The following is a 13,275-nucleotide window of genomic DNA, read 5'->3' on the forward strand; positions in this document are numbered from 1 at the left end:
CTCCAGGTCCACCGTGTCGTAACGACCGTCATAGATCGCGTCGACGTGCTCCTCATAGCCCTCCTGGAACGGGAAGACCTCACGGGAGTTCATGACCACCGCGTCATCACTGATCGGCTTGATCAGGTTGTCCACGATCTGCTGGCGCGGGACACAGTGGGCAAAGGCCTCGCGAGCGGCCAGGCCACCCTCGTCCTCGTGCCACGGGCTGCCCTCGGCGAAGTTGAAGTCCAGGTGCTCGAAGGTCATCGTGTCACCACGGATCAGCTCGACCGAGTCGCCCAGCGCCTCGATCTGCTGCACGGTGTCCACCGTGGCCTGCGGCTCGATGATGTTCAGGTCACCATTGCTCAGCGCCTGAACGTGGGTCTCCGGAGCCGCGAACCGGAAGGTCAGGTTCGACGTGGCCGGCGGCGGACCCCAGTAGCTCTCGTTCGGGCCGATGGTGATGTACTCACCCACACTCCACTCCGCGCCGGTGGCCGGGTCGATACTGTACGGGCCGCTGGACAGCGCGATCGAGGGATCCGGCAGCGTCTTCTCCGGCGACAGCCACCCGGTGTTCCAGAACTCCGCGGCCGGCGCGATCGCGTCGACGTCACCCTCCTCGATGGCGGTGACGAGCTCCTCGGAGGTCATCCCGCTCTGCTCGGCAGCAACGTGCGCTGGCAGCGCACCGCCGACCAACAGCTCATAGTCCGGGTAGGGCTCGGGGTAGGTCAGCGTGAACGTCTTACCGTCCAGCTCACCCTCCGGACCATCAGGCACGTACAGACCCCAGTCGGTGGCGACCGAGTTGAACGCCGGGACAAAGTCCTCGGCGGCCGGGTCGTCCGCGGCCGGGGGCTCACCATAGATCGACGGCGGGTTGTTGGAGGCCCAGTCGAACAGGAAGTCGTTGTACGTGATCGGCGTGCCGTCCTCCCAGACAGCCTCATCCGAGATCGTGTACTCAACCGTCAGCGGGTCCTCGCTGGTGACCTCATAGGAACCGAAGTCGGTGTCCGGGTAGATCGTGCCATCGGTGCCGTAGTACCAGAAGCTGGAACCCAGACGCCCCGAAACCGCCTGGTTGTAGACCGAGTTCGTCTCCGGCGTATTGGCGTTCAGCCCCACCCACTCGTCGGCGCCGACCGAGAAGGAGATGTTGTCCTGCGTGGTGGTGATGTCACCCAGGTCGGGCTTGGCACTATCACCAGAGGCCGCCTCGCCATCAGAGGTCGCCTCGCTGTCGTCCTCCCCAGGGGCCGCCGACTCGTCAGCACCCTCGTCGCTCTGGGTGTCCTCCTGCGTCGACTCCTCGTCTTCGGTGCCGGACGTGCAAGCGGACAGCACCAGGGCTCCCGCGGCCACAATCGCCATAGTCGTGCGCCTGATCTTCACGGTTCCTCCTGCAAGTGACCGAAGTGTTTAGTCCCAACGAGTGTCGTTCAGTTAGAGTGTACACACGCCAGTTTTCGGGGATGCGCTTCGCTACGAAAGGAATGAGGTCAACCGGTGGTGATGGATCGGAGGGGGCAGCACGCCCCGACTGACCAGGTGCTCATGAACTGCTCGGCCTTCGACGGGACAGGCGAGGGCTCGGTCGGTGACCAGGCCATCTGGCTGCGCTCCGACGGAACGGTGGCCCAGGTCGGCGATCGGCAGGCCGTGCTGGACGCTGCGGGAGCCACCCCGCAGCCAGTCAACGTGGTGGACCTCGCCGGCGGCTACGTGGCGCCGGGTCTGGTCAACATGCACGTTCACCTGGGCCTTGCCCTGCCCGGGGCCATGACCGCGGCATCGGACCGCACCGACCCTGCCGCACGGGCCCTGCAGATGGCCGGCAGCGCGCGGCGCGCCCTGCATGCTGGCATCACCACCGCGCGGCTGGTCGGCGAGACCGGCTACACCGACTTCACTCTCCGCCGCGCGATCCGGGCCGGCACGGTGCCAGGACCGCGGCTGTTCACGGCAGGCCACGCGCTGTGCTGCACGGGAGGTCATGGGCACGACTCCGACGGGCTGGAGGCCGACGGCGCCGACGGCTTCCGCCGCGCCACACGCGAGCAACTGCGTGCGGGGGCCGACCTGATCAAGGTGTGCGTCTCCGGTGGACTGGCCGGTGAGCACGAGGCGATCGAGACCCCGCAGCTCACGGACGACGAGCTCTCCGCCGTCGTGACCGTCGCCCACGACTGGGGCCGCAGCGTCACCGCCCATGCCGGACCGGCCGACGTGATCGAGCGGGTGATCGAGCTCGGCGTGGACGGCATTGAACACGGCTACCAACTCACCCCGGAGGTCGCGACCGAGATGGCGCGGCGCGGGACGTGGTACGTGCCGACCATCACGGTCAGTCGGTGCCGGGAGTTCTTCGAGGAGCACCAGGTGCCCGCCTGGATGATGGAGCGAGCGCTGGGCGCCGGCCCCCGACACTGGGAGAGCCTGCAGCACGCCATCGCCGCCGGTGTGCGGATCGTGATGGGCAGCGACATGCCGCCGGACGCACCCTTCGAGGGCACCACCGCCACCGTGCGTGAGATGGAGTACATGGCCGAGGCCGGCATGCCCCCCTCCGACGTGCTCCGCGCCGCGACCAGCCGAGCGGCCGAGTGGCTCGGTGCCTCGGGGCAGGTCGGCACACTGGAGCCCGGCGCCGCCGGTGACCTGATCGTGCTGGATGCCGACCCCGTCGTCGACGTCTCGGCACTTCGCACCCTGCACGCAGTGGTCCAGGGGGGTCGCGCGGTGCGCGACGACCGGGGCCACTGGACGAGAGAGGAGTCGCGGTGAGCGACGACGCCCGGCCCTGCGACGCGGAGGACGGAGCCATCACCCGACTGCACGACCTTCGGATCCTCGTGGACCGCATCGAAGGCCGCTCGGTGTGCGGCCTGCAGCCGGGAGACTACTTCGAGGTCACGGAGTCCAACCGGGTGCGCGTCCCGGAGGGGCAGCACTTCTGCCTCTACGCGATGGCCGCCGTGCTGCCACTCCTGCCGGCGAAGCAGCGTCCCTTGCCCGAAGGCGACTGGATGGCGCGCGACTCCGAGGTCGCCTGCCCTGACCCCGAGGAGCGCCTGATCATGCGGATCGAGCGCACCGGTCACCGGAGCATCCCGACAGAGGACCTGACGTGAGCACCGGGCAGCCCACCGGCCGGGCAGTGTCCCTGGCGCTGCAGTCGGACAAGTCGACCCCCGCCTACGCGGAGCTCGCCCGCCGGATCGAGCACTGGGGCTTCGACGGCCTGTCGATCTACGGGGACCTGGGCTACCAGCCGCCGATGCCGGCCCTGATGACCACCGCAGCCCACTCCGACCGGCTGAGGCTCGGGCCGGCCTGCCTCAACCCCTTCACCACACACCCGGTGGAGGTCGCCGGACAGATCGCCGCCCTGGACGAGGCCAGCGGCGGACGCGCCTATCTCGGCCTCACCCGTGGCTCATGGCTCTCCGACCTGGCCGTGCCACAGGACCGGCCACTGGCTGCCCTGCGGGACACCGTGGCAATAGTCCATCGGCTGCTCTCCGGGGACACGAGCGGGTACACAGGCGCTGCCTACCGGATCGAGCCGGGCTTTCGTCTGCGCTACACACCGCTGCGGCCTCGGATCGACGTGCTGCTCGGGGTGTGGGGCCCCCGGGGAGCCGCGCTGGCGGCCGAGATCGCTGACGAGGTCAAGATCGGCGGCACCGCCAACCCCGACATGGTGCGGCTGATGTCCAGCTGGCTGGCCGAGCGCTGTCGGGAGCTCGGGCGCGACCCGGCCGAGCTGGGTCTGGTGGCTGGAGCGGTGACCGTGGTGGACACGGACGGCGAGGCTGCCCGTGACAGGGCCCGCACCGAGGTCGCGATGTATCTGGACGTCGTCGCAGCACTGGACCCCACCGTGGCCGTCGACCCAGAACTGCTCGCCGAGTTGCGCATCCTCCTGGCCGAGGACCGAGACCAGGACGCCGGCGCGCTGCTGTCGGACGACCTGCTGGACCGGTTCGCCTTCGCCGGCACCCCCGAACAGGTGGCAGCCCAGGCCTCCGGTCTGTTCGAGGCTGGCGCGACCCGGGTGGAGTTCGGGACCCCGCACGGGCTCGACCCCGGCACGGGTATCGACCTGCTCGGCGCCCGGGTGCTCCCCTTGCTCCGCGGCACCACCGCGCTCTCCACACACAGGGACTCCCCCACCACAGGCTCCACGGCCGACCGACTGACCGCCGACACCCCCTGAGGATCCATGACTCACCGCACCGTCACCGCCGTCGCCGACGACTACGTCGCCTCGCTCGCCGCCCTCGACCCTTCCGCAGCCGAGGCACTCGGTCAGCAGGCCGACCTCGTGGTCCCAGACCTGTCGCCTGAGACGTTCGCGGAGCAGCTCGCGATAGCGCGCCGCACGCTCGCGGCTCTGGGCGAAGCCACCGAAACCGACCCAGATGAGCAGGTCCTCCGGGTCGCGCTGACCGAGCGACTGACCAACGACATCGCGCTGGCCGAGTCGGGCTTCACCACGCGGCTCCTGGCCCCTCTGGCCACCCCGATTCACCGGGTCAAGCAGATCTTCGACAACCTCCCGAGTCGTGATGCCGACGAGACGGGCCGGCTGCTCCGCAACCTGGAACAGGTGCCGACGGCACTGGAGCAGTATCGGCAGACCCTCACGGCCGCGGCCGACCAGGGCTTCGTGGCACCGTCCCGGCAGGCCAGGCTGGTGGCGGAGCAAGCCCGTGGCTGGGGAGACCCCGAGAACGGCTACTTTCGCCGGCTGGTCGGCGGCATGAGCTCCAGTTCGGAGGCTCTGACGCGGGCCGGTGCCGCCGCTGCCGCCGCGACACTGGAGCTGGCCCGCTGGCTGGAGACCGAACACGCCGCCCGTGGGTCCGACCAGGACGGTGTCGGCCATAATCTCTACCGCGTCACCTCCAGTGCCTTCCTCGGTGCCCAGATCGACCTCGAGGAGACCTACCAGTACGGCTGGGACCGGCTCGCCGCCCTCACCACCGAGGTCGACCGGCTCACCCGGCGGATCAGCGACGACGGGCCGGCCGCCGCGATGGAGGTGCTGGACGACCGCCCCGGCCAACGGCTGCCGGTAGGCCCTGAACTGGTCACCTGGATCGAGGACCGGATCAGTGCCAGCATCAGGACCCTGGACGGCACGGTTTTCGACATGCCGCCTGCGGTGCACCAGTGCGAGGGGCGGCTGGCCACACCGGGCTCGGGCGTCATCTACTACTCACCGCCGGATGTGGGCCTGACCCGGCCCGGACGGGTCTACTGGTCCACCCCGCCGGGGGCCGACACCGCGCCGGTCTGGCGCGAGGTCAGCACCGTGCACCACGAGGGGGTGCCCGGCCATCACCTGCAGTATGCGATCACCATGACCCAGGAGCATCTGCACCCGTGGCAGCGCTACCTGTGCCACATTCACGGGTATGCCGAGGGCTGGGCCCACTACACCGAGGGCCGGGCCGAATCCTGGGGTCTGGTGCACGACGACGCCGAGCGCCTGAGCGTGCTGCTCGCCCAGCGGTGGCGGGCCGCCCGGATCGTCGTCGACCTCGGCCTGCACCTGGACCTGCCGGTCCCGGCGGGCAACGGGGTCACCACTGCGACCCGCTGGACCCGCGAGGTCGGCCAGGACGTGCTGGTCGAGGTGGCGGGCATGGACCGGCACACGGCCGTCTTCGAGGTCGACCGCTATCTCGGCTGGCCCGGTCAGGCACTGGCCTTCTGCGTCGGAGCTCGGCTGTGGGAGCAGGCACTGGCCTCTGCGCGCACCACAGCGGGAACCGCCTACGACGAGAAGGCATTCCACATGGCTGCGCTGCAGCTCGGGCCGATGGGACTGGACCCGCTCCGACAGATGTTGGCCGAGAGGGCGGTGCGCTGATGCCCACCCCCGAGACCGTGGGTTCACACCCGGTGCTGGAGCGCTACGCCACCTGGGTCCATGAGACGGAGCCGCTGTCACCAGCCTCGGTGGCCAAGGGTCTCTGGGACGGTCAGTTGCCGAGCCGGGACGTCGACGCTGCGACCGACCGGGCAGAGCAGCTGCGCGTGTTCCTGCGCGAGTTTGACGAGGTCGGAGCCACGACCGCGGACGATCGCCTCGACCTGGCCACGTCCCGCATCGACGCCACACACCGGTTGCGAGAGCTTGAGGAGCTGCGCCCCTGGGCCCGGGTCCCCTACCTGTATGTCGAGGAAGCCGGCAACGCCCTGCAGAAGGCGCTGCAGACGCCAGGTGAAGCGGGCCACGACCTGCTCGCCACCTGCCTGACGGCCCTTCCTGACTACCTGGCCAGCGCGGGACGGAGCCTGGATTCGAGAGCGACCCCCTCGGCATACGTCGAGGCTGCACGCTCAGCCCTCACCGGGCTGCAGGACCTGCTCGACCAGGCCGGCGCAGGGGCGGCACCCCGCGACGCCGTCGTCGGCTTTGCCGCCGTCCTGGAGGACCTGCAGGGGCGTGCCGCTGGGAGCTGGGCAGCGGGCCGGGACTACCTGGAGCACTGCCTGAACGAGTACTTCCTGGTCGATACCCGCGTGGACGAGCTTGCGGACTGGGGACGTCAGCAGGTGCGGACGGACCAGGAGCGGTTGCGGGCTCACGCCGCGCAGACCGACCCCGGTCGAGACTGGCAGCAACAGATCCAGGATGTCCGGAGCGACCATCCGGCACCGGAGGAGGTGCTGGACACCTACCGAGCGGCCATGGAACGATCTCGCGCGCACACCCTCGAACACGACCTCGCCACGATCCCCCCGGATGAGGACTGCCGCATCGACGTGGTGCCAGAGTTCCTGCGCCCCACGATGCCAATGGGGTTCATGGACCTGGCACCAGCGTGGGGGCCCAGCCTGTCGAGCGCGCTGCGGATCACCCCCATCCGCATCCTCGACGACGGCTCTCCCGACGCCGACCACCTCGCGGAGAGCTGCCACGCGCTGATCACGACGATCGCCGGCCACGAGACCTACCCCGGACACCACCTGCAGCGCGTGCACCACAAGCAGGCGACCGAGGGCAACACCTCTATCCGGCGCACCTTCTTCTCGGCTCTGTTCGTCGAGGGGTGGGGCCTGTACGTCGAGGACCTGATGCGGGAGACCGGCTACATGGAAACCCCTGGGTTGGTGCTGTATGCGCTGCGCAACTCACTGTGGCGGTCAGCGCGAGTCGTGGTGGACGTGGGACTGCACACCGGCACGCTGAGCCAGCAGGAGGCGGTTGACTACCTGATGAGTGAGGCGTCGCTGGGCCGCCACATCGCCGAGGGCGAGGTCCGCCGCTACATCCGCCACGACAACCCGTCCTACCCCTCCGCCTATGCCCTGGGCCGCGAGGAGTTCCATCGACTCCGCGCCGACTGGGAACGCGCCGGCGGGTCAACCCAGCCGCTACGCGGGCTGCACGATGCCATCATGGGATTCGGCAGCGTGCCGCACGCACTGATCCGTGACAACGTGCTGGCGCTGGCTGCTCACGCTCGATGACCAGTGACACGACCGAAGAGAGGGCCGGCTCCATGAGCACGCTCGGCACCCGACTGGCAGAGTTGCGTCGCAAGCACGGCTACTCGCTGCGGGGCCTGGCCGCCGAGGCGGGCGTGTCACCCGCACTACTGAGCCAGCTCGAGAACGCGACCACCGACCCGTCACTGGCCACTCTGCGCAAATTGGCCAATGTCTTCGACACCTCCATCGCCACGCTCTTCGGCGACCCCGACGCGCCCCTGGTGCATCTGAGCGTTCCGGGCGAGCGCGTGCACCTCACCGCACCGACCGGCAACTTCGCCTACGACCGGGTCACCCCGGGGCGGGGCGACCTGGAGGTGCTCCACGTCGTGATGGCACCAGGGGACCAGAGTTCGGCCGAAGGGTGGGCCCACCAGTCCACCGAGTGCGCCTACGTCATCGCCGGCGAGGTCACGGTGGAGCTGTCCGGTGAGCGCCGTGTGCTGAGCGCGGGTCACGCTCTGACGTTCGACTCACAACTGCCCCACCGCTACATCAACGACTCGGCGGGCCAGGCCGAGATGATCCTGTCGGTGACCCCACCCACCCCCTGAGCTGGTCCGACCTCGGCCAGTGAGGGTCCGCCGGTGGTCGGCCACTCCCCCGCCGGTGGTCGGTCATGACCCCGCCGGGGAGAGGGTCATAGACTGGACCTGGCGAAGTGAGCGAGGTGACCGTGATCGTGGACATGACCAGTATCCCGGACACCACACGGACCTTTCCGCCCTTGCTCGTGCGCCGGATGATCGCTCGCGCCATTGACTCTGCCATCGCCTTCGTGCTGGCCTGCCTCATCGTGCTGCCCTTCACCGTCAACCAGGCTGCCGACGCACTCTTGCTCGGCGGCTTCGACTCCTTCAGGGACTTCTTCGCCGAGTGGGACGCCGGCACCGCCGCCGGTGGATCGGTCGGAGCCGCTGTGGAGCGGCTCCAGCCGGTGGCACTGAGCACGACCTACCTGCTGGGGCTGGTCATCTGGGCCTATGACTGGCTCAGTCACACATTGACCGGCAGCAGCATCGGCAAGGCGATCACCCGGGTGCGGGTGACGCGGCATCACGGCGGCCTCGAGCCGACGATCGCCCCAGAACTCCGGGCCCGCCGGTCCTGGATCGAGCGCCCGCTGCGGATGGGGTTGCGCGCTGCCCTCGTCGTTGGCCCCCCGACCCTGGCGGCCGGGATGGTGGTCGCCGCAGCCCTGGCGGTGCCCGGCGCCGTCGACCTGGCGGAGTTGTTCATCGCACTGTCGGTCGTCCTGCTCATTGCCTGGCTGGCCGGTGGGGTGGGCCTGCACGGGCTGGTCACCGGCACCCGGGTCGTCGGCTTCGAGTGGCAGGAGCTCAAGCAGGAGGCCGAGCATCAGATCGAATACCACACCGGCCACGCCGACGACTACCTCCACAAGCTCCAGGAGGCGGCCCGGACGCCGCGTGTCCAGGGGGCGGTGCGCAGCGCCGAGCACGACCCCCGTGTGCGTTCCGCGATGGCGCAGGGCCTGCGCTCCCGGGAGGATGCCACGTCCGCTGCCACCGCGACAACGCGCCACCTGAGGGAGGTCTACCGCAAGGACGGGCTGCGCGGCGTGGTCGAGTCGTTCCGGCGGATCCCACCGGGGCCGGGCGGGACGTGACCAGCGCGCTGCGCAACGCCATTGGATCGGATCACCAGCCGCAGCCGTGAAAGGAAAACCCCGGCCCCGCATGGTCGTGCAGGTCCGGGGTTCTCATGCACCCAGTGTGACGTGCCCACCGCGTGTGGTGGAGGTGGCGGGAACCGCACCTATAACGCTGTGACCTGCACCGATGCGTTCTCAATGGACGCTGTGCCAGTTCTGTGACAGGCTCCTAGCCAACTTCTGCACACTCCTGCGCGCTGTCAGTGCACCGTTGGTCTGGGAACTGTAACGGCAGACCACACACTCCCCCACCACCGTCACGGCACGCATACTTCCGTTCAAGCGATTGTGAACTCACGCTGGCCGGCCGCACAGCTTGGCGCCTGCATCACACGTGGCCGCTCCGAGTGCAAGGATTACACCGAACTCATGTCCGAGCTTCGTGTCGTCGCCGACCATCTGCACTGAGACCTCGAGCACAACTCACCGGGCGAGTATGAAACCAACCACTCGCTATCCGGCGGGCGAGCCTCACCCCAGTTCGCCACACAGCGAGTCTCCACTGACCGCGGGGCATCGCCGTCATACACCACTCCATCGGACTCGACCGACGTGTCAAGTCCGGTGGAGTGGTGTATGACGGTGATCCCTCGGTAGGGGTTTTCAGGTCGTCAGTGCTGGGACGGTAGCAGGTAGCTCCTGGTGGTTGGTGGGGGTCGGGGTGAGGGCTGCTCGGCAGCGGGTGAGGGTGTCGATGCCGATGTAGCGGCGTTGCTCGGCCCAGGCGTCGTGTTGCTCGGCCAGGACGGCGCCGACGAGGCGGATGATGGACTCGCGGTGGGGGAAGATCCCGACGACGTCGGTGCGCCTGCGGATCTCCCGGTTGAGGCGTTCCTGGGGGTTGTTGGACCAGGCCTGGCGCCAGACCTCCTTGGGGAAGGCGGTGAAGGCCAGGATGTCGGCTCGGGCGTCCTCGAGGTGGGCGGCGACGGCGGGTAGCTTCTCGGTCAGCCCTTCGACGACCCGGTCGAACTGGGCGTGCACCGAGGTGGCGTCGGGCTGGTCGTAGATGGAGTGCAGCATGGCCTTGACCCAGGGCCAGCTGGACTTGGGGGTCTGGCTCATGAGGTTGGCGGCGTAGTGCGTACGGCACCGCTGCCATGCCGTGCCGGTCAGGGTGGCCCCGATGGCCTCCACCAGGCCGGCGTGGGCGTCGGAGGTGACCAGCCCTACCGGGCCGGCCGCGGTAAGCCCGCGGGCCACCAGGTCGCGGAAGAACGCCAGCCAGGAGGCCGTGGTCTCCCCGGTGGCGACCTGGATGCCCAGGATCTCCCGGTAGCCCTCGACGTTAACGCCGGTCGCGACCAGGGCGCAGACCTTGACCACCCGCCCGCCCTCGCGGACCTTCAGCACCAGGGCGTCGACGGCCACGAACGTGTACGGGCCGGCGTCCAGCGGACGGGTGCGGAAAGACTCCACGTGCTCGTCCAGCTCGGTCGCCATCACCGAGACCTAGGACTTGGACAGCCCGCTGATACCCAGGGCGGTGACCAGCTTGTCCATCCGCCTCGTGGACACCCCGAGCAGGTAGCAGGTGGCCACCACGGTCGTCAGCGCCGCCTCGGCACGGCGGCGCCGTTCCAGCAGCCAGTCGGGGAAGTAGCTGCCCTCGCGCAGCTTGGGGACCGCGACGTCCACGGTCCCGACCCGGGTGTCCAGGTCCCGGTGGCGGTACCCGTTGCGCCGGTTGGTCCGCTCAGCCGTGCGGGCCCCGTAGTCGGCGCCGCACACACTGTCAGCTTCGGCGGACAGCAACGTGTTGATGAAGGTCGCCAGCATCTGCCGCATCAGGTCAGGACTGGCCTGGGCCAGCTGCTCGTGCAAGAACGCCTCAGGGTCGATACTGGGTCCAGCGGTCATCGTGGTGCTCCTCTTCGAGAGTGCTTTGGAAGGTTCACTCGAAGGATCACGCGGTGGCCGCGCCTACCTCAGCAGGACACGCTCACCGGGGTCGTCGTACACCACTCTGCTGGACTCCACTCCCTCAAGGCGTGCGTGCGTTGTCAGGTGAGTCTCTGAGGCTCCGTACCTGGGCTTTAGGTGGCATGACGGCACAACCGAAGACACAAAGAGGCCAAACAAGGCAGTTCGAGTCGCTCAGCGCGGCGGCCGAGCGTACGGGCATCAGCGTGCGTACGTTGCGGCGACGCATTGCAGTGGGACGTTTGCCTGCGTTCCGCAGCGGCCCACGCATCATCCGCGTTGATCCCGCGGATGTGGATCGACTCATGGTCAAGATCCCCACGGTATGATTGTGGCGCTCCTGCAGATGTGGCCGCCCCCATGCCCGGCGTGGTGCTCCAACTTGGGGAGTCATTGGCGGTGATGAACCGGGTCTGGTCGGCCGTCTCGTTGACCACAAGCGACCATGCCGCCGTCTGGACGCGGCGCTGGTCCATGTCCTGCGGTGCCAGGGTGAGTTGAGACCAACAACGCTGCTACGGGTCAGCGCGGTTAACGGGCGGTTAACGGTGCGACCGCGGTGAGAAACCCACACGCTTAGCTTTGCGATCGGGTGGTCCTCCTGGGCGCAGGTAGCGACGATGGCCTGTCCCAAATCGGTCGGCACTGGCAGCGGTCGACCCGGTTTCCTTTGCCGTGAACCCGGACGTCCCGCCTGCCAGTCCGTGTCATCGAGCCGTAGCACGGCGACCTCGTCGCAGCGCAGACCAGACGCAGCAGACAGGCGATGACGTCCAGGTCTCACCTGCCGACCCGCCGGGCAGGGTCGAACGCGCCGACCACGGATTGCACCTGCGGCGGTGTCGACGGCTGCGACAGGCCGGACTGCCTGCGGTACGCGAACGACGGGACAGCGACCGCCAGGTCCACGGCAAGTGGACCCGCGTCGTGCAGGTACAGCAGAAACGAGCGCAGCGAAGAGGGCCGTCATCTGTGCGGTCTTGCGACCCAACCTGGGCAGGTGATCGCGAGGAAGCCAGCGACCAGTCCGCGCTCCAAGCCGCCGGCAATACGTGCGCCACCTTCTGACACGATCATGGGACGAGCACTGGCTTCATCGCTCTTCCCGTCCGCATGTCTTGAAGGGCCACGTTCACCTCTTCAAGCCGGTATTCGCTCACGAGGTCCACAGTGTTGAAACGACTCACCAGTGACGGCAACGTCTGGACGTAGGCGATGAAGTCCTCTGCCCCGAAGGCCCATGACCCCATGACCTGGAGTTGCTTCTTGGTAATCAGGTGGGGGTTGATCGGGGTAGTCCCGTGGTCGGTGTATTGTCCCACCACTAGGTATCGACCATTGCGCTTACACAGGTCGATTCCTTCCGCGACGGCAACAGGAACACCGGCAGCCTCGATCACAAGGTCGGCACCGCGACGACCCGGAGTATGCCCCAAAACCTCGTCCAACCGGTCCACAGCCCGGGGGTTCTCGTCGATGTCGACCGTCAGGTCGCAGATTCCCAGGGCTTCGGCCAGCGCCAGACGGGACGCAGGCCCGCCGATCATCACCACCGTGCCCGCCCCCGCCAGACGTGCGTACATCGCTGCGGCCATACCGACAGGCCCGCTCCCCTGAACCACCACGAACTCGCCTATTCGTGGAGGGGCGATGCGGAGAAGCGCGTGAGCGACGGTTGGTCCCGCGCACCCCAGGGACACTGCTTGGAGGGAACTCACCCCGGATGGAAGCCGGACAATTGTCGAGCCGGGCCGAAGGTAGATCTGCTCCGCCCAGCCGCCAGACAAGTGGGGTGGGCTCGAAACAGTTTGGTTGATTCCGTAGACCACACGCTTCTCGCAGAGCGAGAACTCCTTCTCGATCACGCAGTAGTAGCAGGTCCGACAGGGGATGCTGGACGCCCAGGTGACGGTGTCCCCCTCGGCAAGTGTCTGGCCCAAAGCATCCGTGGTCACTCCTTCCCCCAATTCGGCGACACGGCCTACGGCCTCGTGACCCAGGATGAGCGGTGTTGGGACGGGGAGTCTGCCCTGATGCAGGTGGACGTCCGTGCCACACACCCCCCCATACTCGATATCCACTAGGACCGCGCCCGGGACAAGGTCACTACCCGGCACGTCTAGAATCTCAATCGGCTCGTTGAACCCTGTCAGGACAGCAGCCCTTTTCGAGGTCAT

At 68.3% G+C, this 13,275-nt stretch carries 9 protein-coding genes and 1 pseudogene; 7 read left to right on the forward strand and 3 right to left on the reverse strand.

The window, feature by feature from the left end; all coding sequences use genetic code 11:
* Positions 1 to 1,383: ABC transporter substrate-binding protein (locus tag DPQ65_RS02545; protein ID WP_162801973.1), on the reverse strand; the 1,383-nt coding region annotated here is incomplete at its 3' end.
* 120 nt (positions 1,384 to 1,503) lie between these two features.
* Between DPQ65_RS02545 and DPQ65_RS02550 the strand changes: the two genes are divergently transcribed.
* The 7 genes from DPQ65_RS02550 to DPQ65_RS02580 all read left to right on the forward strand — a co-directional run bounded on the left by DPQ65_RS02550 (position 1,504) and on the right by DPQ65_RS02580 (position 9,130).
* Positions 1,504 to 2,775, forward strand: coding sequence for a metal-dependent hydrolase family protein (locus tag DPQ65_RS02550; protein WP_238146636.1), 1,272 nt, complete (start codon positions 1,504 to 1,506; stop codon positions 2,773 to 2,775).
* On the forward strand, positions 2,772 to 3,122 hold the full coding sequence (locus DPQ65_RS02555) for a TIGR04076 family protein (RefSeq protein WP_114905824.1): 351 nt from the start codon (positions 2,772 to 2,774) through the stop codon (positions 3,120 to 3,122). Before DPQ65_RS02550 ends, DPQ65_RS02555 begins: the two co-directional genes overlap by 4 nt.
* Entirely contained in the window at positions 3,119 to 4,210 is a 1,092-nt protein-coding gene (locus DPQ65_RS02560) for an LLM class flavin-dependent oxidoreductase (RefSeq protein ID WP_238146637.1), read from the forward strand. Before DPQ65_RS02555 ends, DPQ65_RS02560 begins: the two co-directional genes overlap by 4 nt.
* 6 nt (positions 4,211 to 4,216) lie before the next feature.
* The gene (locus tag DPQ65_RS02565; protein WP_114905825.1) at positions 4,217 to 5,872 is read left to right on the forward strand and encodes a DUF885 domain-containing protein; all 1,656 of its coding nucleotides are present in this window, start codon (positions 4,217 to 4,219) and stop codon (positions 5,870 to 5,872) included.
* Positions 5,872 to 7,479, forward strand: coding sequence for a DUF885 domain-containing protein (locus DPQ65_RS02570; protein ID WP_114905826.1), 1,608 nt, complete (start codon positions 5,872 to 5,874; stop codon positions 7,477 to 7,479). The genes DPQ65_RS02565 and DPQ65_RS02570 overlap by 1 nt, the downstream gene beginning before the upstream one ends.
* A 32-nt stretch (positions 7,480 to 7,511) precedes the next feature.
* A complete protein-coding gene (locus DPQ65_RS02575) occupies positions 7,512 to 8,054 on the forward strand; it encodes a cupin domain-containing protein (RefSeq protein WP_114905868.1) in 543 nt (180 codons plus the stop codon).
* Between the two features lie 107 nt (positions 8,055 to 8,161).
* Entirely contained in the window at positions 8,162 to 9,130 is a 969-nt protein-coding gene (locus DPQ65_RS02580; RefSeq protein ID WP_114905827.1) for an RDD family protein, read from the forward strand.
* A 648-nt stretch (positions 9,131 to 9,778) separates the two neighbouring features.
* Here the strand turns inward: DPQ65_RS02580 and DPQ65_RS02585 are convergent.
* Together DPQ65_RS02585 and DPQ65_RS02595 are read right to left on the reverse strand one after the other, a co-directional pair.
* Positions 9,779 to 11,035 (reverse strand): annotated as a pseudogene (locus tag DPQ65_RS02585) (IS256 family transposase).
* A gap of 1,136 nt (positions 11,036 to 12,171) precedes the next feature.
* Complete coding sequence (locus tag DPQ65_RS02595; RefSeq protein ID WP_114905829.1) at positions 12,172 to 13,275, reverse strand: zinc-binding dehydrogenase; 1,104 nt, start codon at positions 13,273 to 13,275, stop codon at positions 12,172 to 12,174.

The organism is Ornithinimicrobium murale, from assembly GCF_003352835.1.
GTDB lineage: Bacteria > Actinomycetota > Actinomycetes > Actinomycetales > Dermatophilaceae > Ornithinicoccus > Ornithinicoccus muralis.

What these genes read in the sequence shown, in the direction of transcription:
- DPQ65_RS02550 (WP_238146636.1), top strand. Translation starts at nt 1,504, where the DNA reads ATGGATCGGAGGGGGCAGCACGCCCCGACTGACCAGGTGCTCATGAAC.
- DPQ65_RS02565 (WP_114905825.1), top strand. Translation starts at nt 4,217, where the DNA reads ATGACTCACCGCACCGTCACCGCCGTCGCCGACGACTACGTCGCCTCG.
- DPQ65_RS02570 (WP_114905826.1), top strand. Translation starts at nt 5,872, where the DNA reads ATGCCCACCCCCGAGACCGTGGGTTCACACCCGGTGCTGGAGCGCTAC.
- DPQ65_RS02575 (WP_114905868.1), top strand. Translation starts at nt 7,512, where the DNA reads ATGAGCACGCTCGGCACCCGACTGGCAGAGTTGCGTCGCAAGCACGGC.
- DPQ65_RS02595 (WP_114905829.1), bottom strand. Translation starts at nt 13,275, where the DNA reads ATGACCTCGAAAAGGGCTGCTGTCCTGACAGGGTTCAACGAGCCGATT.